General features: G+C 72.0%; 20 protein-coding genes. 3 read left to right on the forward strand and 17 right to left on the reverse strand.

The window, feature by feature from the left end:
• Positions 1-7 precede the first annotated feature (7 nt).
• From J4N02_RS08850 to dnaE, 3 genes are read right to left on the reverse strand one after another with little or no spacing between them, the layout of a single operon-like run.
• The gene (locus tag J4N02_RS08850) at positions 8-1,456 is read right to left on the reverse strand and encodes a CYTH and CHAD domain-containing protein (RefSeq protein WP_188333943.1); all 1,449 of its coding nucleotides are present in this window, start codon (positions 1,454-1,456) and stop codon (positions 8-10) included.
• Positions 1,449-1,955: a hypothetical protein gene (locus tag J4N02_RS08855; protein WP_182815123.1), complete on the reverse strand. Its 507-nt coding sequence runs from the start codon at positions 1,953-1,955 to the stop codon at positions 1,449-1,451. Before J4N02_RS08855 ends, J4N02_RS08850 begins: the two co-directional genes overlap by 8 nt.
• Positions 1,956-1,965: 10 nt before the next feature.
• Positions 1,966-5,505: a DNA polymerase III subunit alpha gene (gene dnaE, locus J4N02_RS08860; protein ID WP_188333942.1), complete on the reverse strand. Its 3,540-nt coding sequence runs from the start codon at positions 5,503-5,505 to the stop codon at positions 1,966-1,968.
• A gap of 94 nt (positions 5,506-5,599) precedes the next feature.
• On the opposite strand from dnaE, the gene rocF reads away from it, so the two are divergent.
• The gene (gene rocF / locus J4N02_RS08865; protein WP_182815125.1) at positions 5,600-6,535 is read left to right on the forward strand and encodes an arginase; all 936 of its coding nucleotides are present in this window, start codon (positions 5,600-5,602) and stop codon (positions 6,533-6,535) included.
• Between the two features lie 3 nt (positions 6,536-6,538).
• Here rocF and J4N02_RS08870 read toward each other — a convergent pair whose 3' ends face one another.
• From J4N02_RS08870 to hisI, 11 genes are all read right to left on the reverse strand, one after another.
• Positions 6,539-7,888: a ferredoxin-NADP reductase gene (locus tag J4N02_RS08870; RefSeq protein WP_188333941.1), complete on the reverse strand. Its 1,350-nt coding sequence runs from the start codon at positions 7,886-7,888 to the stop codon at positions 6,539-6,541.
• 109 nt (positions 7,889-7,997) lie between these two features.
• Positions 7,998-9,464 carry a glutamate synthase subunit beta gene (locus tag J4N02_RS08875; protein ID WP_188333940.1) on the reverse strand — a complete coding sequence of 489 codons (1,467 nt, stop codon included), beginning with the start codon at positions 9,462-9,464 and terminating at the stop codon, positions 7,998-8,000.
• On the reverse strand, positions 9,457-13,965 hold the full coding sequence (gltB, locus tag J4N02_RS08880; RefSeq protein WP_188333939.1) for a glutamate synthase large subunit: 4,509 nt from the start codon (positions 13,963-13,965) through the stop codon (positions 9,457-9,459). Before gltB ends, J4N02_RS08875 begins: the two co-directional genes overlap by 8 nt.
• A 154-nt stretch (positions 13,966-14,119) precedes the next feature.
• Positions 14,120-14,998, reverse strand: a complete 879-nt coding sequence (lgt, locus tag J4N02_RS08885) for a prolipoprotein diacylglyceryl transferase (RefSeq protein ID WP_188333938.1) — start codon at positions 14,996-14,998, stop codon at positions 14,120-14,122.
• Positions 14,995-15,810, reverse strand: coding sequence for a tryptophan synthase subunit alpha (gene trpA, locus J4N02_RS08890; protein ID WP_375539353.1), 816 nt, complete (start codon positions 15,808-15,810; stop codon positions 14,995-14,997). The genes lgt and trpA overlap by 4 nt, the downstream gene beginning before the upstream one ends.
• An 8-nt stretch (positions 15,811-15,818) precedes the next feature.
• The gene (gene trpB / locus J4N02_RS08895) at positions 15,819-17,045 is read right to left on the reverse strand and encodes a tryptophan synthase subunit beta (RefSeq protein WP_223202530.1); all 1,227 of its coding nucleotides are present in this window, start codon (positions 17,043-17,045) and stop codon (positions 15,819-15,821) included.
• A gap of 22 nt (positions 17,046-17,067) precedes the next feature.
• A complete protein-coding gene (trpC, locus tag J4N02_RS08900) occupies positions 17,068-17,868 on the reverse strand; it encodes an indole-3-glycerol phosphate synthase TrpC (RefSeq protein WP_188333935.1) in 801 nt (266 codons plus the stop codon).
• A gap of 2 nt (positions 17,869-17,870) precedes the next feature.
• Entirely contained in the window at positions 17,871-18,101 is a 231-nt protein-coding gene (locus J4N02_RS08905; RefSeq protein WP_188333934.1) for an HGxxPAAW family protein, read from the reverse strand.
• A complete protein-coding gene (locus J4N02_RS08910; RefSeq protein WP_188333933.1) occupies positions 18,098-18,652 on the reverse strand; it encodes a Trp biosynthesis-associated membrane protein in 555 nt (184 codons plus the stop codon). Before J4N02_RS08910 ends, J4N02_RS08905 begins: the two co-directional genes overlap by 4 nt.
• Positions 18,649-20,157 (reverse strand): anthranilate synthase component I, encoded by a 1,509-nt coding sequence (locus J4N02_RS08915; RefSeq protein WP_188333932.1) that lies wholly within the window; start codon positions 20,155-20,157, stop codon positions 18,649-18,651. Before J4N02_RS08915 ends, J4N02_RS08910 begins: the two co-directional genes overlap by 4 nt.
• Positions 20,154-20,519 (reverse strand): phosphoribosyl-AMP cyclohydrolase, encoded by a 366-nt coding sequence (gene hisI / locus J4N02_RS08920; protein WP_375539352.1) that lies wholly within the window; start codon positions 20,517-20,519, stop codon positions 20,154-20,156. Before hisI ends, J4N02_RS08915 begins: the two co-directional genes overlap by 4 nt.
• Positions 20,520-20,549: 30 nt before the next feature.
• Between hisI and J4N02_RS08925 the strand changes: the two genes are divergently transcribed.
• Together J4N02_RS08925 and J4N02_RS08930 are read left to right on the forward strand one after the other, a co-directional pair.
• Positions 20,550-21,182, forward strand: a complete 633-nt coding sequence (locus J4N02_RS08925; protein ID WP_188333931.1) for a TIGR03085 family metal-binding protein — start codon at positions 20,550-20,552, stop codon at positions 21,180-21,182.
• Positions 21,151-21,771, forward strand: a complete 621-nt coding sequence (locus tag J4N02_RS08930; protein WP_188333930.1) for a maleylpyruvate isomerase family mycothiol-dependent enzyme — start codon at positions 21,151-21,153, stop codon at positions 21,769-21,771. The genes J4N02_RS08925 and J4N02_RS08930 overlap by 32 nt, the downstream gene beginning before the upstream one ends.
• A gap of 25 nt (positions 21,772-21,796) precedes the next feature.
• Here the strand turns inward: J4N02_RS08930 and J4N02_RS08935 are convergent, their stop codons facing one another.
• From J4N02_RS08935 to gatB, 3 genes are all read right to left on the reverse strand, one after another.
• Positions 21,797-22,870 (reverse strand): PfkB family carbohydrate kinase, encoded by a 1,074-nt coding sequence (locus J4N02_RS08935; protein ID WP_188333929.1) that lies wholly within the window; start codon positions 22,868-22,870, stop codon positions 21,797-21,799.
• A gap of 70 nt (positions 22,871-22,940) precedes the next feature.
• Positions 22,941-23,327 carry a VanZ family protein gene (locus J4N02_RS08940; RefSeq protein WP_182815147.1) on the reverse strand — a complete coding sequence of 129 codons (387 nt, stop codon included), beginning with the start codon at positions 23,325-23,327 and terminating at the stop codon, positions 22,941-22,943.
• Positions 23,324-24,811, reverse strand: a complete 1,488-nt coding sequence (gatB, locus tag J4N02_RS08945) for an Asp-tRNA(Asn)/Glu-tRNA(Gln) amidotransferase subunit GatB (RefSeq protein WP_188333928.1) — start codon at positions 24,809-24,811, stop codon at positions 23,324-23,326. The genes J4N02_RS08940 and gatB overlap by 4 nt, the downstream gene beginning before the upstream one ends.

Here is a 24,811-nt window from a genome sequence, read left to right on the forward strand (position 1 = left end):
ACGCGGTTCAGGGCCGACGGTCGAGCACCGCGGCCAGCGCGAGCTGCCCCTCGGCGAACGCCGCCCGGCGCCGGTCGGACTGCGCGTCGCGCAGCACCCGCCACGCGCCGGTGTCGGGGTCCGCGCCGCTGCGCCGCGCGACCTGCACGATGAGGTCGCTCGCGACCGCGGTGTCCTGCAGCTCCCCGAGGGACTCGGTGACCGCCTCCCACGCGGTGACCTCGTCGGACAGCCCGGGGACGGACGCCTCCATGGCCTCACACGCGTAGCGCACCGCCTTGGCGGCCTTGCGCACCTCGTGCCAGCGTTCGAGCTCCTCGGGGGCCTCGCGGGCCTCCTCCCGGAGGCGGGACACCTCGGCGACGGCCCGGGCCAGCAGGGGCGGCAGGACCTCGCCAGCCGGCCGGTCGGCGCGGCCGCGCAGGGGCGGGTCGGTGAGCAGGGAGACGAGGGCCGCCCGCAGCGCGGCGGCGCGCTCGCCGTCCAGCTCGGTGACGAGGGCCGCGTGGGCCCGGTCGTGCTCGGCGCGCAGGTGGTCGAGCAGCCCGTGGCGCACCTCGGGCGCCACGTCGGTGCCCAGCTCGGCCAGCAGGTCGCCGAACTCCTCCCGCAGCACCTCGGCGTCGCGGGGTTCGCCCAGGACGGTGCCCAGCCAGCGCAGCTCGGCCCGGAGCGGTCGCGTGCGGTCGGTGTCGAACAGGCGGGCGAAGGTCTTCAGCAGGCTGCGCAGCCGGCGGGTCGCGACGCGCGCCTTGTGCACGTGGTCGGGCTCGTCGGTGCGGACGCCGGCCTCCAGGGCCTGCAGCACCCCGACCTGGCGCGCGGCCCAGGCCAGCAGGACGTCGGCGGCCGGGGCTTCGGGCGAGGCGGGCGGGGTGAAGCGGGGCACCGCGGCCAGCGCCCTGGCGACCTTGGAGGTGTGCGGGGCCACGGTGGCGCCAGCGGCGACGAGGTGCTCCGACAGCCCGTCCAGCAGCGCGGCGGGCACCCCGGGCACCAGCTCGACCTCGACCTCGGCCCAGGCATCCTCCCCCGCCCGCGTGGTGGCCCGCACCGCATCCTGGGCCAGGGTGGCGACGGGGACGCCGTCGGTGCCGAGGAAGGTCTCCACGCGGGTGGTGCGGAGGCGGGCCACGGGGATGACGGCCGCCAGACCGGTCACCTCGCGGACCTCCTGGCGCAGCGCCCCGGGAACATCGGCCGACAGGGCGGCGGTGACCTCGACCCGTCCCTCGCCCGTGGCGGGCCGCTTCAGGTGCCAGCCGTCGTCGTGCCCGCCGGTGCGGCGGCGCAGGGACCAGCCGGCGTCGGCGAGGTCGCAGGCCAGGGTGTCGTGGTAGGTGGCATCCAGCTCGTGGACCGCGGTGGCCAGCACCTCGACGAGCCCCGTGAAGTCGGGGGCGAACCCGGCCGGTGCGGTGAACTTCCGCTCGACCTCGAGGGCCCGCTCAGGCATCGCGGGGCGCCTTGGCGACCTCGGGGCCCAGGGACGCGGCGAACAGCGGGACGGCGACGGCGGCGAACACCCAGACGGCCAGGGCGGACGGCGCGGACAGCAGCAGCGCGACCTCGACCTTGTCGCCGGCCTGGGCGGCGGCCAGGCGCTCGGGGAACGGGCCGGGGCCGAACACCTCGCCCAGCCACCAGCAGGTCAGCCCGCCGACGACGGCCAGGGCGGCCGTGATCACCGCGACCGGCCACCCGATCACCCGCAGCCGCACCCACGCGGCGATGCCGAGGGCGAGGCCGCCGGCCATGGCGAGGATCGAGTACCAGAACGAGGCGGAGAACATCTCGGCGCGGCCGCTGTCGGAGATCTCGGCGTGGCCGTCGGCCTGGACCGTCCACTCCGGCAGCACCGCGAGGTTCGCCCACAGCAGCGCGGCCACCGCCCCGACCAGGACGGCCAGGACGGTCAGCACCAGCGTGCGGCTCACCGCGCTGCGGAACCCCATGGCAGTGATGCTAGGCGCTGACACAGGACGGCCCCAACAGCGCCTTGAGGTCGGCCACGAGCGAGTTGGTGTTCTGCACGCGCAGGCGGTCGTCCAGGCGCCACACCGTCGCGCGCTGCGGGCTCACCAGCCGGACGCGCACCTCCTGGGTGCCCGGGTGCTGGCGCAGCGTGAACTTGAGCTGCTCGACGACCTCGGGGGTGCACCGCGCGGTGGGCAGGGAGATCGTCACCGGCCCGGACGGCCCGGCGCTCACGTCGGGGAAGCTGACGTCGGAGGCGGTGAGCTCGACCGAGTCGTCGCGGTCGCGCAGGCGCCCCTTGATCCGGACGACCACGTCGGTGCCCAGCGACATCGCCACGGGGGCGTAGGCCTTGTTGAACACCAGCACCTCGATCGAGGCGTCCAGGTCCTCCACGCTCAGGATCGCCCAGACCTTGCCGTCCTTGGTCTGCTTGCGCTGGATGCCGGTGATCATGCCGCAGATCGTGACCACGCCGTCCCGGGGGCCGTCGTCGGCGGTCAACTGCTGGATGCCGAGGTCGCGGTTGGCCGCGAGGACGTGCTCGAGGCCCTGCAGCGGGTGGTCGGAGACGTAGAGGCCGAGCATCTCGCGCTCGAACGCCAGCCGCGTCATCTTCTCCCACTCGGCCAGGTTGGGCACGGGGGTGGAGTGGAGCAGGCCGCCGCCCTCGGCGTCCGCGTCGTCGCCCCCGAAGAAGTCGCCGAACAGGTCGTCCTGGCCGAGCGCCTGGTTGCGCTTGAGGCCGACCACCTGGTCGACCTTCTCCTCGAAGACCTCCATCAGCCCGCGCCGGGTGTGGCCGAGCGAGTCGAACGCCCCGGCCTTGATCAGCGACTCGATGACGCGCTTGTTGCACACCACGGCCGGCACCTGGTCGAGGAAGTCGTTGAAGTCGCGGGCCGGCCCCTTCTCGGTGCGGGCCTCGATGATGCCCTGCACCACGTTGTGGCCGACGTTGCGGATCGCGCCCAGCCCGTAGCGGATGTCGGAGCCCACCGGGGTGAACATCTCCTCCGACTCGTTGACGTCGGGCGGCAGCACCTTGATGCCCATCCGGCGGCACTCGCCGAGGTAGATCGCGGTCTTGTCCTTGTCGCCCTTCACCGACTCCAGCAGCGCGGCCATGTACTCGGCCGGGTAGTGGGCCTTGAGGTAGGCGGTCCAGTAGGAGATCACGCCGTACGCGGCGGTGTGGGCCTTGTTGAACGCGTAGTCGGAGAACGGGACGAGGATGTCCCACAGCGCCTTGATCGCGGCGTCGGAGTACCCGTTGGCCCGCATGCCGTCGCTGAACGGCACGAACTCGGCGTCGAGGACCTCCTTCTTCTTCTTGCCCATCGCGCGACGCAGCAGGTCGGCCTTGCCGAGGCTGTACCCGGCCACCTTCTGCGCGATCTGCTGCACCTGCTCCTGGTAGACGATCAGGCCGTGGGTCGTGTCGAGGATGTCGGCCAGCGGCTCGGCCAGCTCGGGGTGGATGGGCTCGATGGCCTGCCGGCCGTTCTTGCGCAGCGCGTAGTTGGTGTGCGAGTCGGCGCCCATCGGGCCCGGCCGGTAGAGCGCGAGCGCCGCGGAGATGTCCTCGAAGTTGTCGGGCTGCATCAGCCGCAGCAGCGAGCGCATGCCGCCACCGTCGAGCTGGAAGATGCCCAGGGTCTCGCCCGAGGCCAGCAGCTCGTAGGCCGCCTTGTCGGTCATGTCGCGGGCCAGCGCGTCGAGGTCGAGGTCGACGCCGGTGTTGATCTTCACGTTGCGCACGGCGTCGTCGAGGATCGTGAGGTTGCGCAGGCCCAGGAAGTCCATCTTGACCAGGCCCAGGCTCTCGCAGCTGGGGTAGTCGAACTGGGTGATGATCTGGCCGTCCTGCTCCCGCTTCATGATCGGGATGACGTCCAGCAGGGGCTTGCTCGACATGATCACGCCGGCGGCGTGGACGCCCCACTGGCGCTTGAGGCCCTCGATGCCGCGGGCGGTGTCGACGACCTCCTTCACCTCGGGGTCGGTGTTGTACAGCTCGCGGAACTCCGCACCCTCGCCGTAGCGGCCGTGCTCGGGGTTGAAGACCTCGGCGATCGGCACGTCCTTGCCCATGACGGGCGGCGTGTACGCCTTGGTGATCTTCTCGCCCAGGGCGAAGGGCTTGCCGAGCACGCGGCCGGCGTCCTTGATCGCCTGCTTCGCCTTGATCGTGCCGTAGGTGACGATCTGGCAGACCCGGTCGTCGCCGTACTTCTCGGTGACGTACCGGATCACCTCGCCGCGACGACGCTCGTCGAAGTCGACGTCGAAGTCGGGCATCGAGGGGCGCTCGGGGTTCAGGAACCGCTCGAAGATCAGGCCGTGGGGCACGGGGTCGAGGTCGGTGATCCGCATCGCGAAGGCGCACATCGAGCCGGCGCCCGAGCCACGGCCCGGACCCACCCGGATGCCGTTGGCCTTGGCCCAGTTGATGAAGTCGGCCACGACGAGGAAGTACCCGGCGTAACCCTTGCCGATGATGACCTGCTCCTCGAACTCCGCCTGCTTGATGGCGTAGTCGGGGACGCCGTCGGGGAAGCGCTCCTCGAGCCCGCGGCGGACCTCCTTGTGGAACCAGGACTCCTCCGACTCCCCCACCGGGACGGGGAACTGGGGCATGTAGGTGCCCATCCCCTCGTCGAAGGTGACGTTGCACCGCTCGGCGATCGCCAGCGTGTTGTCGCACGCCTCGGGCAGGTTGCTGAACAGCTGCCGCATCTCGGTCGGGCTCTTGAGGTAGTAGCCCGTCCCGTCGAACTTGAAGCGGCCCGGGGTGTCCTTGTTCGCGCCGGCGCTCACGCACAGCAGTGTGTCGTGGTCGTCGGCGTCGGTCGCGTGCACGTAGTGCAGGTCGTTGCTGGCCACCAGCGGCAGGGCCAGCTCCTTGGCCAGGCGCAGCAGGTCGGCGCGCACGCGGGTCTCGATGTCGAGCCCGTGGTCCATGAGCTCGACGTAGAAGTTGCCGGCCCCGAAGATGTCGCGGAACTCGGCGGCCGAGGCCACGGCCTGCTCGTACTGCCCCAGGCGCAGGTAGGTCTGGACCTCGCCCGAGGGGCACCCGGTCGTGGCGATCAGGCCCTTGCCGTAGCGGTTCAGCAGCTCCCGGTCGGCGCGCGGCTTGTAGAAGAACCCCTCCAGGCTCGACAGCGAGCTCAGCCGGAACAGGTTGTGCATGCCCTCGTTGTCGGAGGCCCACATCGTCATGTGGGTGTAGGCGCCCTTGGACGCCACGTCGTCGCCCGTGCCGTCGCCGAACTGAACCCGCTTGCGCTCGGAGCGGTGGGTCCTCGGGGTGAGGTACGCCTCGAGGCCGATGATCGGCTTGACGGGGCTGCCCTTCGCCGTCTTGTACCACTCGTAGGCGCCGAACACGTTGCCGTGGTCGGTGACCGCCAACGCGGTCATGCCCATGTGTTCGGCACCCTTCGCGAGCGCCTTCAGGCGCGCCGCGCCATCCAGCATCGAGAACTCGGAATGGCAGTGCAGGTGAACGAATTCGTCGCCCATGTGTGGTGTCAACCTCCCAAGGTGCCCCACCCTAGCCTGCGCAGGTGACAGTTAACGGTTGCGACCCGGCCACCCCCTCGGGAGACTGGCGACCATGCGTCTTTCCCTGATCGGAGCACCCACCGACGTCGGCGCCTCCGTCGCCGGCTGCCGCCTCGGCCCCGGCGCGCTGCGCGTCGCCCTGCTCGGCTCGGCCCTGCGTGAGCTCGGCAATGACGTCCGCGACGTCGGCGACGTCGAGGGCCCGCCCAACCCCCGGCAGGGCCCCGTCGACGGCTACAAGCACCTGCCCGAGGTCACGGCCTGGAACCACGCCGTCCGGGACGCCGTGGCTGCCGAGCTGGCCGACGGGCGCCTGCCGATCCTCATGGGCGGGGACCACTCGCTGGCCATCGGGTCGATCAGCGCCGTCGCCGCCCACTGCCGCGCCGCGGGCAAGCGCCTGCTCATCATCTGGGTGGACGCCCACGCCGACATCAACACCAACGAGATGACCCCGTCGGGCAACATCCACGGGATGCCGGTGGCCTGCCTGCTGGGCCACGGCCCCGACGTCCTGACCGGGCTCTCCGACCGGACCCCCGCGATCACCCACGACCAGATCCACCAGGTCGGCCTGCGCAGCGTCGACGAGGGCGAGAAGGTCTTCCTCCACGAGCTGGGCATGGCCGTCTACGACATGCGGTTCCTCGACGAGGTCGGGATGCGCCGGGCCATGACCCGGGTGCTGGCCTCGGTTGGCGAGGACACCCACCTGCACCTGTCCCTCGACCTGGACTTCGTCGACCCGAGCGTCGCCCCCGGCGTCGGCACGCCCGTCGTCGGTGGCCCGACCTACCGCGAGGCCCACCTGGTCATGGAGATGATCGCCGACACCGGCCGGCTGGGGTCGCTGGACATCGTCGAGGTCAACCCGGCCCTCGACGTGCGCAACGCGACCGCCGAGCTGGCGGTCGACCTCGTGGAGTCGCTGTTCGGCAAGTCCACGCTGCTGCGCGTCACCGACCTGGACAACCCGCCCGCCGGCTGAGGGCTATTCGGCCTCCCGCTCCAGCGGTCCACCCGGCCGGCCGTGGCGGACGAGGTCGAACAGGGCGTGCCACGTCGCGACCTTGACCCGCGGCCGGCCGAACCGCTGCCCCGCCGCCTGCTCCTCGGCGTCGATGCGCTCCCAGTCGGCGAACGTGGACGCCGGCCTCCCCCGGTCCGCCAACAGCGCCCCGGCGTCCGGCCCCGTCGGGGCGGGCAGGTCGGCGAGGTCGGCCAGGAGGTTGCGGACGGTGGCCGCGGCGTCCGCCTTGTTGGTGCCGATCACGCCGAGCGGGCCACGCTTGATCCAGCCGACGACGTACTCGCCGGGGCGCGGGCCGGCGGCGTCGACCACCCGGCCGTCGGTGTTGGGCACCACCCCCGCCTCGGGGTCGAACGGGACGCCCGGCAGCGGCTTGCCCCGGTACCCGATCGCGCGCAGCACCAACTGGGCGACGACGACCTCGCGCTCGCCCGTGCCGACCACCCGGCCGGCCTCGTCCAGCGCGGTGCGTTCCAGCACCACCGCGCGCACCCCGGACGCCCCCACGAGCTCGACGGGCCGGCGCCAGAAGGCCAGGTGCAGGCGCGCCCGCGGTTCCTCGACGACGCGGTCGGCGGCCTCGCGCAGGGCGGCCAGGTTCTGGCGCACGCGCCGGTCGGCGTCCACGGGGTCGTCGGGCACGGGGTCGTGCAGCACGGGCTGGACGCCGTCCAGCGCCAGCAGCTCGCGCAACTCGGTGGTGGTGAAGGTCGCGTGCTCGGGCCCGCGGCGTCCGACGACCCACACGTCGGCGACCCGGTGGGCGCGGAGCTCGTCGAGGACGGGCGGGGGCATGTCGGTCGTGGCCAGGTGGTCCGGGTCGGCGAGCAGGATGCGGGCCACGTCCACGGCCACGTTGCCGACGCCGAACGTGATCGCCGTGTCGACCCCGGCGAGCGACTGCGCCTCGGCGTCGGGGTGGCCGCAGTACCAGGCCACGAACTCGCGGGCCGAGCGGCTGCCGGGCAGGTGCTCGCCCCGGACGTCGAGGCGGCGGTCCTCGGAGGCGCCGGCCGCGTACACGACCGCGTCGTAGCCCTCGCGCAGCTCGTCGGCGGTGATGTCGGAGCCCAGCTCGACCATGCCGAAGAAGCGCACCCTGTCGGAGGCGAACGGCTCGGCCAGCACCCGCTGGATGCCCTGCATGCTCGTGTGGTCGGGCGCCACCCCGTAACGCAGCAGTCCGTAGGGCGTGGGCAGGCGGTCGAGGATGTCGACGCGGACGTCGTCGGACCCCTTGAGCAAGGACCCTGCCGCGTACAGCCCCGAGGGGCCGGCACCGACGATGGCGACGCGTGGCTGCTCCGTCATGGCGGCATCCTGCCAGTTGGCCCGGGCGGGGCCAAGGGTCACGCGGGGCCGGCCAGCCGCGCCCCGTACCGGCCGGGCGGCCGGACGGGCGAGGCTCCGCCGTGAACCGTCATACCATCATCGGCCGCTCGGTGGGCAGGATCGGCTTCGGCAGCGCCGAGCTGCCCTGCAGGAAGGCGTCCACGCCGTTGGCCGCGCTGCGGCCCTCGGCGATGGCCCACACGATCAGCGACTGGCCGCGGCCGGCGTCCCCGGCCACGAACACGCCGGGCACGTTGGTGGCGTAGTCGGCGTCGCGGGCGATGTTGCCCCGGGCGTCGAGCTCGACGCCCAGTTCCTCGACCAGGCCGGCCTTCTCGGGCCCGACGAAGCCCATGGCGAGCAGCACCAGGTCGGCCGGGATCTCCCGCTCGGTGCCCTCGACCGGCGCGAACCGGCCCTCGGTGAACGCCACCTCGGTCAGGCGCAGGCCGCTCACGCGGCCCTCGGTGCCGACGAACTCGGTCGTCGAGACCGAGTAGACACGGTCGACCTCGCCCTCCTCGTGGGAGGTGCTGACGCGGAACAGCATGGGGTAGGTGGGCCACGGCTGGCCCGCCGGGCGTCCGTCGGACGGGGTGGGCATGATCTCGAGCTGCGTGACGGACGCCGCACCCTGGCGCAGGCTCGTCCCGATGCAGTCGCTGCCGGTGTCGCCGCCGCCGATGACCACGACGTGCTTGCCGGTGGCGACGATCTGCTCCTCGACCTTCTTGCCGACCGCGACCTTGTTGGCCTGGGGCAGGAACTCCATGGCCTGGTGGATGCCCGTGAGCTCGCGCCCCGGGATCGGCAGGTCGCGGGCGACCGTGGACCCGATCGCCAGCACCACCGCGTCGAAGCGGTCGAGCAGCTGCTCGCCGGTGATGTCGACGCCGATCGTCGTGTTCGGCTTGAAGACCGTGCCCTCCTGACGCATCTGCTTCAGGCGACGGTTGACGACCTTCTTCTCCATCTTGAACTCGGGGATGCCGTAGCGCAGCAGCCCGCCGATGTCGTCGGCGCGCTCGTAGACAACGACCGTGTGCCCCGAGCGGGTCAACTGCTGGGCGGCGGCCAGGCCGGCCGGGCCCGAGCCGACCACCGCGACGGTCTTGCCGGTGTGCCACTCGGGCACGACCGGGATGACGCGGCGGTCGTCCCACGCCTTGTCGGCGATGGCGACCTCGACGTTCTTGATCGTCACCGGGTCCCGGTTGATGCCGACCACGCAGGCCGTCTCGCAGGGGGCCGGGCACAGGCGTCCCGTGAACTCGGGGAAGTTGTTCGTGGCGTGCAGCCGGTCGGTCGCCTCCCGCCACAGGTCGCGGTGGATCAGGTCGTTCCACTCGGGGATCAGGTTCCCCAGCGGGCACCCGGTGTGGCAGAACGGGATTCCGCAGTCCATGCACCGGCTCGCCTGCTGGCGGATGATCGGCAGCACGGCCCGGCCGGGCGAGCCCGGGTAGACCTCGTCCCAGTCCTGGACCCGCTGGGTGGGGTCGCGGCGCTCGGCGACCTGCCGAGCGATCGTCATGAAGCCCTTGGGGTCAGCCATGAGCGGCCTCCATCATCGTGCGAACGGTCTCGTCCTCGCCGAGGCCCGCGGCCTCGGCGTCGGCGCGTGCGGCGAGCACGCGGGCGTAGTCACGCGGCAGCAGCTTGGTGAAGCGCTCCCGCCAGGCCGGGGCGCCGGCGTCCAGCAGGCGCTGGGCGACGGCCGAGCCGGTCATGTCCACGTGGCGGCGCAGCAGCGTCTCCACCCGGTCGACGTCGGAGTCGGTCAGGGGAACGGGGTCGACGAGCTCGGTGTTGACCCGGGCCGCGTCGAGGTCGAGGACCCACGCGAGGCCGCCCGACATGCCCGCGGCGACGTTGCGCCCGGTGCCGCCCAGGACGAGTGCCTCACCGCCGGTCATGTACTCCAGCGCGTGGTCGCCCACCCCCTCGACGACCGCCGTGGCGCCCGAGTTGCGCACGCAGAAGCGCTCGCCCACCTGGCCGCGGATGTAGATCTCGCCCGAGGTGGCCCCGTAGCCGATGACGTTGCCGGCCACGATCTGCTCCTCGGCCACGAACGGCGCGTCGTCGGCCGGCCGGACCGCGAGGCGTCCGCCCGACAGGCCCTTGCCGAGGTAGTCGTTGGTGTCGCCCACCAGGCGCAGGGTGACGCCGCGGGGCACGAACGCCCCGAAGCTCTGGCCGCCGGTGCCGGTCATCGTGATGTCGATCGTGTCGTCGGGCAGGCCCTTGCCCTTGGTCGCCCTGGTCACGGCGTTGCCGAGCATGGTGCCCACCGTGCGGTCGACGTTGGTCACCGCGGTGGCGAACCGCACCTTCGCGCCGGTCTCCAGGGCGGACGCCGCGCGCTCGATCAGCTCGTTGTCGAGCTTGGCGGCCAGGCCGTGGTCCTGGGTCGTGACGCAGTGCAGCGGCCCGCCGGTCTCGACGCGGTGCAGGATCGGCGTGAGGTCGAGGCCCTGCGCCTTCCAGTGGTCGACGGCCGCCCGGGTGCGGAGCACCTCGACGTGTCCGACGGCCTCCTCGATCGAGCGGAACCCGAGCGCGGCCAGGTGCTCGCGCACTTCCTGGGCGATGAACTCGAAGAACGTAACGATGTAGTCGGCGTGGCCGGAGAACTTCGCGCGCAGGTCGGGGTTCTGGGTCGCGACGCCCACCGGGCAGGTGTCGAGGTGGCAGACCCGCATCATGATGCAGCCGTTGACCACCAGCGGCGCCGTGGCGAAGCCGAACTCCTCCGCGCCCAGCAGGGCGCCGATGACGACGTCGCGGCCGGTCTTGAGCTGGCCGTCCACCTGCACGACGATGCGGTCGCGCAGTCCGTTGAGCAGCAGGGTCTGCTGGGTCTCGGCCAGGCCGAGCTCCCACGGGCCGCCCGCGTGCTTGAGCGAGGTGAGCGGCGCCGCGCCCGTGCCGCCGTCGTGGCCCGAGATGAGCACGACGTCGGCCTTGGCCTTGCTGACGCCCGCCGCGACCGTGCCCACGCCGACCTCGGCGACCAGCTTCACGTGGATGCGGGCGACCGGGTTGGCGCACTTGAGGTCGTGGATGAGCTGCTTGAGGTCCTCGATCGAGTAGATGTCGTGGTGCGGCGGCGGGCTGATCAGGCCCACGCCCGGCGTCGAGTGCCGCGTCTTCGCCACCCACGGGTACACCTTCTGGCCGGGCAACTGGCCGCCCTCGCCGGGCTTGGCGCCCTGCGCCATCTTGATCTGGATGTCGTCGGCGTTGGTCAGGTAGTCGCTCGTGACGCCGAAGCGTCCCGAGGCCACCTGCTTGATGGCCGACCGACGGGTCGGGTCGTAGAGCCGCTCGGCGTCCTCGCCGCCCTCGCCGGTGTTGGACTTGCCGCCCAGCCGGTTCATGGCGATCGCGAGGGTCTCGTGGGCCTCCTGGCTGATCGAGCCGTAGCTCATCGCGCCGGTGGAGAACCGCTTGACGATCGCGCTCACCGGCTCGACCTCGTCGATGCTGATCGGCTCGCGCACCCCGGTGTCGAACTCGAGCAGGCCGCGCAGGGTCATCAGGCGGCGCGACTGGTCGTCGACCCGGTTGGTGTACTGCTTGAAGATGTCGTAGCGCTTCTCCCGGGTGGAGTGCTGCAGGCGGAACACCGTCTCGGGGTCGAACAGGTGCGGCGGGCCCTCCCGGCGCCACTGGTACTCACCGCCCACCGCGAGCGTGCGGTGCGGCACGGTGCGGCGGTCGACCGGGTAACCGACGTCGTGGCGTGCCTGCACCTCGCGGGCGATCTCGGCCAGGCCGACGCCCTCGATCCGGCTGGTGGTGCCGGTGAAGTACTTCTCGACGAAGTCGGACGCCAGGCCGAGCGCCTCGTAGATCTGCGCGCCGGTGTAGGACGCGATCGTGGAGACGCCCATCTTGCTCATCACCTTGAGCACGCCCTTGCCCAGCGCCTTGCGGACGTTCACCAGCGCCTTCTCGGGGTCGACGGTGACGAACACCTCGCGGCGGGCGAGGTCCTCGGCCGACTCGAACACCAGGTACGGGTTGACCGCGGCGGCGCCGTAGCCGATCAGCAGGGCGACGTGGTGCACCTCGCGGACGTCGCCCGCCTCGACGATCAGGCCCACCTGCGTGCGGGTCTTCTCTCGGACGAGGTGGTGGTGCACGGCCGAGGTGAGCAGCAGGCTCGGGATCGGCGCGTAGTCGATGTTGGCGTGGCGGTCGGACAGGATGATGATCCGCGCGCCGTCGGCGATGGCCGCGCTGACCTCGGCGCAGATCTCGTCGATCCGCCGGGCGAGCTCGTCCGGGCCGTCGAGCAGCCGGTACAGGCCGCGCACGACGTGGCTGGCGTAGGCCGGCATCGAGCCGTCGCGGTTGATGCGCACGAGCTTGGCCAGCTCGTCCGAGTCCAGCACCGGGTAGTTGATCACGATCTGCTGGCACGACTCGGGGCCGGCCTGGAGCAGGTTGGCCTCCGGCCCGACCGAGCTCGCGAGGCTCGTGACGAGCTCTTCGCGGATCGCGTCCAGCGGCGGGTTGGTGACCTGCGCGAACAACTGGCTGAAGTAGTCGAACAGCAGGCGCGGCCGGTCGCTCAGGACGGCGACCGGGGTGTCGGTGCCCATCGACCCGATCGGCTCGGCGCCGGTCTGCGCCATCGGCGCGATGATCTGCTTGAGCTCCTCGTGGGTGTAGCCGAACACCTGCTGGCGCCGGACCACCGACGCGTGGCTGTGCACGACGTGCTGCCGCTCGGGCAGGTCCTCCAGGTTCAGGCGCTCGCTGACCCACTCGCCCCACGGCTGCTCGGCGGCCAGGCCCGCCTTGATCTCGTCGTCGCCGATGAGGCGGTGCTGGGCCAGGTCGACCAGCAGCATGCGGCCGGGCTGCAGGCGGCCCTTCTCGACCACCCGGCTCTGCTCGATCGGCAGCACGCCGGCCTCGGACGCGAACACCACCAGCCCGTCGTCGGTCACCCAGTAGCGGCCCGGGCGGAGCCCGTTGCGGTCGAGGGTGGCCCCGATCAGGGTGCCGTCGGTGAAGCAGACGGCCGCGGGGCCGTCCCAGGGCTCCATGACCGAGCTGTGGAAGGAGTAGAAGTCGCGGCGGGCGGCGTCCATCTCGGCGTGGTTCTCCCACGCCTCGGGGATCATCATCAGCACGGCGTGCGGCAGGGAGCGGCCGCCCAGGTGCAGCAGCTCGAGCACCTCGTCGAAGCTCGCCGAGTCGGACGCGTCGGGGGTGCAGATCGGGAAGAGCCGGTCCAGGTCACCCGGGATGAGGTCGGTGGAGAGCAGGGCCTCACGGGCACGCATCCAGTTGCGGTTGCCCTTGACCGTGTTGATCTCGCCGTTGTGGGCGATGAACCGGAAGGGGTGGGCCAGCTCCCAGCTCGGGAACGTGTTCGTCGAGAACCGGCTGTGCACGAGGGCCAGCGCGGTCTCGGTGCGCTCGTCGAGCAGGTCGGGGAAGGTCTCCGCGAGCTGCTGCGTGGTGAGCATGCCCTTGTAGACCGTGGTGCGGGAGCTCAGCGAGGCGAAGTAGACGCCCACCTCGGTGCGGACCCGCTTGACCAGCGGGTAGACGCGCCGGTCGAGGTCGATGCCGGTGGCGCGCCCGGAGGTGACGAACAGCTGCTCCATGTGGGGCATGACCGCCAGGGTCACGGGGCTGAGGGTGTCGCCGCTCATCGGCACCTCGCGCCAGCCGAGGACGCGCAGGCCCTCCTCGATGGCGAGGTACTCGATGCGGCGCTTGGCCTGGCCGCGCTCGGCGTCGTCGGCCGGCAGGAACGCCATGCCCACCGCGTAGCCGCCCTGCGGGGGCAGGACGAAGTCGACGGTGTGGCGGAAGAGTCGGTCGGGGACCTGGAGCAACATGCCGGCGCCGTCGCCGGCGGCCTCATCGGCGCCGGTGGCGCCGCGGTGGTCCAGGTTCTCCAGGGCCAGCAGGCCCTGGGCGACGATCGCGTGGCTCGGCTCGCCGCTCAGGTGCGCGACGAAGGCGACCCCACACGCGTCGTGTTCGAAGTCGTGGCGGTACAGGCCCTGGTCGGGCCTGTGGTTCATCGTGTTCATTTGTGTTCTTCCCGGCCAACGGGCTTTGTGGCAGCGGCCCCTTCGGACAACCTTCCTGGCCACACCGCATGGCGCGGGAAAAAAGTAGCGCGACTTCTGTTTCGGGCGCGTTACAGCGCGCCCAACTTTCCAGAATCTGGACGGGTCAGGCCTTCGCCACGCCCTCCGCCTCGGCCGGCTCGTGGTCGGGCCCGCCCACACCCTTGCGCTCCACCCACGGCTCGCGGCCGGGCTTCGTGCGCTGCAGGAGGGCGAAGATCGCCAGCCCGGCCAGGGCGACGAGCAGCGCGGTCACCTGGTTGGTGCGGAGCGGCCCGAAGTAGTAGCTGAAGTCGGTGCGGATCCCCTCGATGAAGAACCGGCCCGTGCCGTAGACGACCATGTACAGCGCGAAGAGCTTGCCCCAGCCGAGCTTGAACTTCCGGTCGAGCAGAAGCAGCAGCAGACCGCCGGCGAGGTTCCAGCTCATCTCGTACAGGAAGGTCGGCTGGAACGTGGGCACGTCGGCGTGCTCGGCGGGACGGTACTGCGGGTCGATCTCGAGGCCCAAGGGCCCGTGGTCGGGGCCGCCGAAGAGCTCCTGGTTGAACCAGTTGCCGAGGCGTCCGATGGCCTGGGCGATGATCAGGCCCGGGGCGAGGGCGTCCGCAAACGCCGTCAGGCGCGCACCCAGCTTGCGGGCGGCGATCCACGCGCCGATCGCGCCGCCGATGAGCGACCCGAACATGGCGATGCCGCCCTCCCAGATGAACAGGGCCGACAGCGGGTTCCGGTCGGGGCCGAAGTAGTCCTCCCAGTGCGTGACCACGTGGTAGATGCGGGCGCCGACGATGCCGGACGGGATCGCGACGAGCACGATGGTCTCGAAGGTCTCCGCGAGTCCCCCGCGGGCGACCCAGCGGCGCGAGCCGATGAACCAGGCCGCCACCATGCCGGTCATGAGGCACAGGGCGTAGATGTGGATCGTGAGCGGCCCGATCTGGAACTGGCTGATGTCGGGGCTGGGGATCGAGAGCAGCGTCACGCCCGCACCCCCGCCGCGAGGTCGGCGACGACGGCGCGCAGGGCGGCCAGGTCGTCCGGCGTCCCCGCGTCCTCGGCGGCGATCAGCGTCTTGACCAGGGCCGAACCCACGATCACGGCGTCCGCGAAGCCCGCCACCTCGGCGGCCTGCGCGCCGTTGCTGACGCCCAGCCCGACGCCGACGAGGGTGTCGGGGGCCAGCTGCCGCAGCCGGGACACCAGCTCGGGCGCCTGCGAACTCGTCTGCTGCCGCGCCCCGGTCACGCCCATCACCGCGGTGGCGTAGACCCACCCGCGGCAGGCCTGGGTCGTGGACACGATGCGCTCATCGGTCGAGCTCGGCGAGACCAGGAAGATGCGGTCCAGGCCGTGGTCCTCGGAGGCGACCAGCCAGTCGTGGGCCTCGTCGGGGGTCAGGTCGGGCGTGACCAGGCCGGCGCCGCCGGCGTTGGCGAAGTCGCGGGCGAAGGCGTCGACGCCGTAGCGGTCGACGATGTTCCAGTACGTCATGCAGACCGGCACGACGCCGGTCGAGGCGACGGCCTCGACGGCGGCGAAGATGTCGCGGGTCCGGACGCCGCGGTTCAGCGCCGCGGTACCCGCGCGCTGGATCACGGGGCCGTCCATCATCGGGTCGGAGTACGGCATGCCGATCTCGACCATGTCGACGCCCGGCCCGTCGCCCGGGACGCAGATCGCGCGGAAGGCGTCCAGCGAGCCGGCCACGGTCGGGTAGCCCACCGGCAGGTAGCCGACCAGCGCCGCGCGCCCCTCGGCCTTGGCCGTGGCCAGCACCTGGCCCGAGCGTCCGATGCCGCCCATCAGAATCCCCCCACCGTCTCGTTCGGGGTGCCGTCCAGGCCGAACCAGGACAGCGCCGTGGGCACGTCCTTGTCACCGCGTCCGGACAGGCACACGCAGATCAGAGGCTCGAGGTCGGGCTGCTCGACGGCCAGCCGGCGGCCCAGTCGCAGCGCCCCCGCGATGCCGTGCGCCGACTCGATGGCCGGCATGATCCCCTCGAGCTGGGTGACGAGGCGGAACGCCTCCATCGCCTCGGCGTCGGTGACCGGCTCGTACGTCCCACGCCCGGACGCCGCGAGCCACGCGTGCTCGGGGCCCACGCCCGGGTAGTCGAGCCCGGCGGAGATGGAGTGCGAATCGACGGTCTGGCCGTCGTCGTCCTGGAGGATGTACGTGCGCATCCCGTGCAGGACGCCGACCGACCCGCCGGTGATGGACGCCGCGTGCCGTCCGCTGGCGATGCCCTCGCCCTCGGCCTCGAAGCCGTACAGGGCCACCTCGGGGTCGTCGATGAAGTCGGCGAACATGCCCATCGCGTTGGAGCCGCCGCCCAGACAGGCCGCCACCGCGTACGGCAGGTGGCCGTAGCGCTCGAGGATCTGCGCGCGCGCCTCGGTGGAGATCACACGCTGGAACTGCTTGACCAGCTTCGGGAACGGGTGCGGGCCGGCGACCGTGCCGATCAGGTAGTGGGTGTGGTCGACGGTGGCGACCCAGTCGCGCATGGCCTCGTTCATCGAGTCCTTGAGCGTGGCCGAGCCCGACTCGACCGCGATCACCTCGGCGCCCAACAGCTGCATGCGGGCCACGTTGAGGGCCTGCCGGTCGGTGTCGACCTTGCCCATGTACACCCGGCACTCCAGGCCGAGGAGCGCGGCGGCCGTGGCCGTGGCGACACCGTGCTGGCCGGCGCCGGTCTCGGCGATGACCCGCGTCTTGCCCATGCGCTTGGTGAGCAGGGCCTGGCCGAGCACGTTGTTGATCTTGTGCGAGCCGGTGTGGTTGAGGTCCTCGCGCTTGACGATGATCCGGGCGTTGCCCGCCTCACGGCTCAGGCGCGGCAGCTCGGTGATCGGCGTCGGACGCCCCGCGAACTCGGCCCGGAGCCGTCCCAGCTCGGCGAGGAAGTCGGGGTCGGCCATGGCGGCGTGGAACTCGCGGTCGAGCTGGGCGAGCGCGGCGCTCAGCGCCTCGGGGACGTACTGCCCGCCGAAGATGCCGTAGTGGCCGCCCTTGTCGGGCATGTCTGTGGGTGAGGTCACCCGCCTATTGTGCCCGCTGCGCCGCGGACCCGGCGGAGATGAACTCGGCCACGGACGCCCGGGGGTCCCCATGGCGGACCAGCGCCTCGCCGACGAGGATGACGTCGGCGCCGGCGGCGGCGACCCGCTCGACGTCGGCGACGGACAGGATGCCGCTCTCGGCGACCCGGGTGCGGTCGGCGGGGATCAGGTCGACCAGGTTCTCGAACTGGGCGATGTCCACCTCGAGGGTCTGCAGGTTGCGGTTGTTGATCCCGACCAGCTGGGCGCCCAGGTCGACGGCGCGCCGCGCCTCGTCGGGGGTGTGCACCTCGACCAGCGGGGTCAGCCCCAGCTCGAGCGCCAGCGCGTGCAGGCGGTGCAGGTCGGGGTCGCCGAGCGCCGAGCACATCAGCAGGGCCAGGTCGGCGCCGGCGGCGCGGGCCTCCCACAGCTGGTACTCGGTGACGATGAAGTCCTTGCGCAGGACCGGGGTGTCGACCGCGGCGCGGACGGCGACGAGGTCGGCCAGGGAGCCACCGAAGCGGCGGCGCTCGGTGAGCACCGAGATGGCGCCCGCTCCCCCGGCGGCGTACTCGGCGGCGAGCGCGGCGGGGTCGGGGATGTCGGCCAGCGCCCCCTTGGACGGGGAGCTGCGCTTGACCTCGGCGATGACCGACAGGCCGGGGGCGGCGAACGCCTCCAGCACCCCACGGGTGGGCGGCATGGCCGCCACCGCGTCCATCAGGTCGGACAGGCTCCGGTGGGCCTGCCGCTCGGCGAGGTCCTCGCGAACACCGACGATGATGTCGTCGAGGACGCCCACGACTAGTGGTGCTCGCCCTCGACCAGCGACTGGCCGTAGCCCATCTTGACCATCACGCCACCGACGATGACGGCGGCGACCATGGCGCCGAGGCCGATCCAGACGACGGTCCAGTTGATGTTCATGAAGAAGCCGATCGTCGCGATGATCGCGCCGATGCTGGCAATGATGGTGGACGTCCACGCGGCCGGCGTCTTGCCGTGGTGGTACTTCTCCGTGACCGTGCTGCTCATGCGCGCTCCCCTTCAGAGTCGGTCGGATCCTGACCGTCGTCCATAGCTTTCCAAGAAGCGAGCGGATCTGTCACGTCGCCACTCGCCCCGCCCGCCGTGCGGACGCGGCGCACCGGCGGTCGCACGACCAACCAGAGCGCTGCCGCAGCCACCAGCAGACCGACCACACCATAGGCGATCGGGGACGCCGTGGGCGTCAGGCTCCAGGCCCCGCCCAGCGTCGCGGCCAGCACGTGCTGCTCGACGACCGCGTCCGACGGCGGCCCCCCGAACAGGCCGAGGGCCGCCATCCCGAGCCCGGCCGCCGCGGCGACCAGGCCGACCGCGCGCCGCCCGGTGGTGGCGAGGGTGAGCGTCGCGAGCATGGCGGCCAGCACCACCCCGGGCAGGATCGCCGCCAGGCCGCCGGTGCCCAACGACCCCGACAGGCCCGCGGAACCGCCCCCGGCCATGCCGTCTCCCCACGTGACGGTCCACCAGTCGGCCAGCGCCGCGACGCCGAGCGCGACCAGGGCCCCGGCCGCGGTGGCCAGGCGCGGGTCGGCCCTCACCCGACCCGCCTCATCCCGGACGCCGCGACCACCGCCCGCAGCGCTGCCGCGGCCTTGTTGCGGGACTCGAGGTCCTCCGAGGCCGGGACGGAGTCGGCGACGATGCCGCCGCCTGCCTGCACGTAGGCGGTGCCATCCTTGAGCACGGCGGTGCGGATCGCGATCGCGACGTCGGAGTTGCCCGCGAAGTCGAAGTAGCCGACCACGCCGCCGTAGAGCCCGCGACGCGAGGCCTCGAGGCGGTCGATGATCTCCATCGCCCGCACCTTGGGTGCCCCCGACAGCGTGCCGGCCGGGAAGCAGGACAGCGTGGCGTCCAGCGCCGTGCGGCCCGGCGACAGCTGGCCGACGACGGTCGACTCCAGGTGCATGATGTGGCTGTAGCGGCGCACCTGCATGAACTCCACGACGCTGACGGTGCCGGGCACGCACACCCGGCCCAGGTCGTTGCGGCCGAGGTCGACGAGCATGAGGTGCTCGGCGCGCTCCTTGGGGTCGGCCAGCAGGTGGGCCTCGTGCGCGGCGTCGGCCTCGGGGGTCGCCCCGCGCGGCTGGGACCCGGCGATCGGGTGGGTGAGCACGTGCCGGTCGTGCACGGTCACCAGCGCCTCGGGGCTGGAGCCGACGACATCGAGGCCGTCGAGGCGCAGCAGGTACATGTACGGGCTCGGGTTCGAGCGGCGCAGCACGCGGTAGACGTCGAGGGCGTCGGCGGTGCAGGGCACCTCGAAGCGCTGGCTCACCACGACCTGGAACGTCTCGCCGGCCTTGATGTCCTCGACCGCCTCGAGCACGGCGGCCTCGAACTCCTCCTGCGTGCGCTGGCGGGTGACGTCGGGCTCGACGTCGACGTCCGGGCGCAGGCTGAGCAGCGGCTGCATCGGCTCGCGCAGGCGGGCCACCATGGCCTCCAGGCGGGCCACGGCGTCCGCGTACGCCTCGTCGACGCGCTCGGTGCTGTCGTCGAAGTTGATCGCGTTGGCCACCAGCCACACCTCGCCGGTGTGGTGGTCGAGCACCGCCACGTCGGCGGCCAGCATCATGACCAGTTCGGGCAGGGCGAGGTCGTCGAGGTTGCTGTCGGGCAGGCGCTCCAGGCGCCGGACGATGTCGTACCCGAGGTAGCCCACCATGCCCGAGGTCATCGGGGGCAGGGCCTCGTCGCGGGGGGTGTGCAGGCGCTCGAGGGTCTCGGCGAGCACGGCCAGCGGGTCACCGCCCCGGGGCAGGTTGGCGAGCTCGCGGCCCGACCAGGTGGCCTGGCCCCCGGACTCCGACAGCACGGCCGCGGCGTTGACGCCGATGATCGAGTAGCGCGCCCAGACGCCCTGCTCGGCGGACTCGAACAGGAACGTGTTCGTGCGGTCGCCGCACAGGTGGTGGTAGAGGCCGACCGGGGTGACGTCGTCGGCGAACAGCCGGGTGTGCACCGAGACGACGCGGCGTCCCTGCTCGGCGGCCTGGGCGCGGAACCCGGCGAGGTCGGGGGTGACGGGGGCGTTCATCGGACGTCGTCCCCCAGCAGCTCGCGGGCGTCGAAGCAGGTGGCGTCCCCGGTGTGGCAGGCGCCTCCGACCTGGTCGACGCGCAGCAGCACGGTGTCGCCGTCGCAGTCGAGGTGCACGCTGCGCACGTGCTGGGTGTTGCCGCTGGTCAGCCCCTTGACCCACAGCTCGCCGCGCGAGCGGGACCAGTACGTCGCCTCGCGGGTGGCGAGGGTGCGCGCGAGCGCCGCGTCGTCCATCCAGGCCTGCATCAGCACGGCGCCGCTCGTGGCGTCCTGCACGACGGCGGCGACGAGGCCGTCGGCGTTCCGCTTGAGGGCGGCGGCGATCGACGGGTCGAGGGAGTTGGGCATGCCGGTCATTCTTCCACGCGCGGCGGCTAGGGTTGCGCCATGGGTTTCGCTGGTCAGGAACGGGCTGCACTGTGTGACGCGCTGCTGGAGGCGGGCCCCGACGCGCCCACCCTCTGCGAGGGCTGGACGACGCACGACCTCGCCGCGCACGTGTGGGTGCGCGAGAACGACCCCTCCGCGATGCCGGGCCTCCTGGTCGGCGCGCTGGCCGACGTCACGGCGTCCCGGATGGAGGCGACCAAGCGGCGCTGGCTCTACCCCGAGCTGGTCGAGCAGATCCGCCGCGGCCCGCGTCCGATCTCGCTGTTCGCGCTGCCGGTGCTCGACGAGCTGGCCAACACGACCGAGTTCTTCGTCCACACCGAGGACGTGCGCCGCCCCGCCGGCCTGCCCCCGCGCGAGACCACGCCCGAGTTCGAGGACCACGTGGCCAAGGGCCTCAACACCACCGCCAAGGCGCTGTTCCGCAAGGCGCCGTGCGGGATCATGCTCGAGCGCACCGACCGCCCCCAGCGGCTGCGGGCCAAGGCGGGCGACACCACGGTGATCGTGATCGGCAAGCCGTCCGAGCTGCTGCTGTTCGCGTTCGGCCGCATGGCGGACGCCGACGTGCAGCTCGTCGGCCCCCCGGAGGTCAAGGATGAGCTCCTCGCCACGCACTCGGGGGTCTGAGGGCTGGGGCCGCGTCCTGGCGGCCCGTGACCGGTTCGTGGACGCCGCCCGCGCGGCCGGGCCGGACGCCCCCACGCTCTGTTCGGGCTGGACGGTGCGGCACCTGGTCGGCCACCTGCTGACGCTGCGCGACGACCCGCTGTCCTGGCCGGGGGTCGCGCTGCCCCGGCTCGCGGGCCTGACCGAACGGCGGATGGCCGCGGCCACGGCGTCCGGGTTCGAGGACGCGCTCACGCGCCTGGCCGAGGGCTCACCGTTCATGCCCATGGTCTTCGAGTCACCGCGCTCGGCGTGGGGTCACCACCTGGGCGAGTACGCGGCGCACACCGAGGACGTGGTGCGCGCGAACGCCCTGCCCCCGACCATGGTGGACGGTGTCACCGCCGACGCGCTGTGGCGCCGGGCGCGGGTGGCCGCGCGGCAGCTCCACCGCCGCTCGGGAGGCCTCGTGTTGGAGCGCGCCGACACGGGTGCGGTCGCCCGGGTGCTCCCCGGGGCGTCGACGCGCCACGTGGTCGGCGTACCGCTGGACCTGCTCGTGTGGGCCCACCGGGGCGCCGGGCCGGCCGGCGTGCGCGTCATCGGGTGACGGCACGCCCGCCGGGGCGCCGGGCTCAGCGCTGAACGCGCGCGTTGCCCGCCCAGAAGTCCCAGACCTGCTTCTCGTCGGCCGGGGCGCCGTAGTCGTACAGCGAGGTGGCCGCGAGCGCGCCGGTGGCCCAGCCGAACTGGGCGCACTTCTCGACGTCCCAACCCTGCACGATGCCGTAGAGGACGCCGCCGACGGAGCCGTCGCCGCCGCCGATGCGGTCCATGACGTCGATCGCGCGCAGCGGGGCGAGGTAGAACTCCCCGTCGTTCCACAGCAGGATGCCCCACTGGTGGCGGTTGGCCGACTCGACCTCTCGCAGCGAGGTGCCGATCCAGTGCGCGTTGGGGTAGGTGTCCTTGATGCGGCCGATCATCTTCTTGAACTCGTCGATCTCGTCCTCGATCGACTCGCCGCCGGCCTCGGGGCCCTCGATGCCCAGGCAGAGCTGGAAGTCCTCCTCGTTGCCGTAGAGGATGTCGCAGTTCTTGGCGATCTCGTCGAACGCGGCGGTGAGCTCCTCCTCGCGGCCCTTCCAGAAGGTGGCGCGGTAGTTGAGGTCCATCGCGACGAGCGTGCCGTGCTCGCGGGCGGCCTTGGCGAGCTCGACGCAGAACTTCGAGGTCGACGGGGACAGCGCGGCGATCAGGCCGGACAGGTGCAGGACCTTGACGCCCTCCACCCGGAACAGCTGGTCGAGGTCGAACTGGTCGACGCTCAGCTCGCGACCGACCTCGCCGGAGCGGTCGTTCCACACGCGGGGGGCACGGCCGCCGAAGCCGGAGTCGGCGATGTTGAACTGGTGGCGCAGGCCCCAGGCGTCGCCCTGGTCGAGGTCGGGACCGCGGTAGCTCATGTTGCGCTTGCGCAGGTCGGCCTTGATGAGCGCGGAGATCGGGGAACCCTTGACGAAGGCGCTCAGCACGAGCGTGGGCTCACCCAGGTGCGACATGACGCTCGCCACGTTGGTCTCGGCGCTCGTCGCCTGCAGGAAGAAGCGGTCGGCGGTGTGCACCGGGGCCCGGTTCTCGGGGGTGATGCGCACGCCCATCGAGGTGGGCACGACGAGGGACCACTGGGCGTCTTCACGGACGGTCATGGGGCTACCTTTCAGCGGCGAATGGAATGCTCGCCAGCCTAGACACACCCCGCCCCCTCCGCCGGGGGATTCACTCAGTTGCCGTGGCCTCGTCGAACCGCGCGGTCGACCGGACCGTCCACCAGCCCACCGCGATGCCGACCAGGTCGGCCACGGCGTCCCACCACTCGCCGCCGCGGCCGGGCAGCAGGTTCGCCTGCACCAGTTCGCTGACCGGCACGTGCAGGAGCATGGGCACCAGCGCGAACCACTGGTTGGGGACCACCTTCATCAGTGCCCAGGTCGGCACGGCGAACAGGATCACGTGGGCGACCTTGTCGATGCCGGGGAACGAGAAGCCCCCCGCGTCGGGCGGGCTGGTGGTGTAGAGCCCCCACAGGTGGAACACCAGCGCGAGCGCGACGACGACCCACGGCACGAACGCGCGCCGGGTCGGGTCGGTCGGCTCCCCGATCATGTCAGCTTCTCGAGGATCAGCTCCCGCACGCGCGCGGCGTCAGCCTTGCCCTGCATCTGCTTCATCACCTGGCCGATCAGCGCACCGGCGGCCTGGACCTTGCCGTCGCGGATCTTCTCGGCCACGTCGGGGTTGGCGGCGATGACGGCGTCGACGGCCGCGCCCAGCGCCCCGTCGTCGGAGACCACGGCCAGGCCGCGCCCCTCGACCACCTCGGACGCCGTGCCCTCGCCGGCCAGCAGCCCGTCGAAGACCTCGCGGGCGAGCTTGTCGTTGACGGTGCCCGCGTCGACGAGCGCCTGCACCTCGGCGACCTGCGCCGGGGTGACGCCGACGTCGGCCAGCTCGACCCCGGCCTCGTTGGCGCGCCGGGCCAGCTCGCCCAGCCACCACTTGCGGGCGGACGCCGGGCTCGCGCCCGCGCCCACGGTCGCGTCGATCAGGTCGATGGAGCCGGCCGTGCCGTTGACGTCGCGCATCTCGAGGTCGGTGAAGCCCCACGCCTCCTGCAGGCGCGCGCGGCGCTCGGCCGGCGGCTCGGGCAGGGTGCCGCGCAGCTGCTCGACCCATTCGGAGCTGGGCGCCACCGGGACCAGGTCGGGCTCGGGGAAGTAGCGGTAGTCCTCCGCCTGCTCCTTCGAGCGGCCCGGCGAGGTGTAGCCCTCCTCGTGCCAGTGGCGAGTCTCCTGGTGCACGCGCCCGCCGTCGGCCAGGATCGCGCCCTGCCGCTGGATCTCGTAGGTGAGCGCGCCCTCGACCGAGCGCAGCGAGTTGATGTTCTTGGTCTCGGTGCGGGTACCCAGCACGTCGGAGCCCTTGGGCGCCAGCGACACGTTGGCGTCGCAGCGCATGTTGCCGGCCTCCATGCGGGCGTCGGATACCCCGAGGGCGAGCATGAGCTCGCGCAGGTGCGCGAGGTACGCCTTCGCCACGGCGGGTGCCTTGGCCCCCAGCCCCAGGACCGGGCGGGTGACGATCTCCATGAGCGGCGTCCCGGCGCGGTTGTAGTCGACCAGCGAGTGGCTGGCGTCGTGGATGCGCCCGGTCACACCGCCGTGCGTAAGCTTGCCGGCGTCCTCCTCCATGTGCACGCGCTCGATGTCGATGCGGTGCACCTCACCGTCGACCTCGATGTCAACGTGGCCGTCGAAGCAGATCGGCTCGTCGTACTGCGAGGTCTGGAAGTTCTTGGTCATGTCGGGGTAGAAGTAGTGCTTCCGCGAGAACCGGCCCCACGGCGCGATCGAGCAGTTCAGCGCCAGCCCGATGCGGATCGCCGACTCCACCGCCTTGCCGTTGACCACCGGCAGCGAGCCCGGCAGGCCGAGGCACACCGGGCACACCTTGGTGTTCGGCTCGCCGCCCGGAGTGTTGTCACAGCCGCAGAACATCTTGGACGCCGTGTTGAGCTCGACGTGGACCTCCAGGCCCAGCGCGGGGTCGAAGTCGGCGATGACGTCGTCGTAGTCCATCAGGTCGGTCAT

Source organism: Propioniciclava sp. MC1595 (assembly GCF_017569205.1).
In the GTDB taxonomy this organism is placed as follows: Bacteria; Actinomycetota; Actinomycetes; order Propionibacteriales; family Propionibacteriaceae; genus Propioniciclava.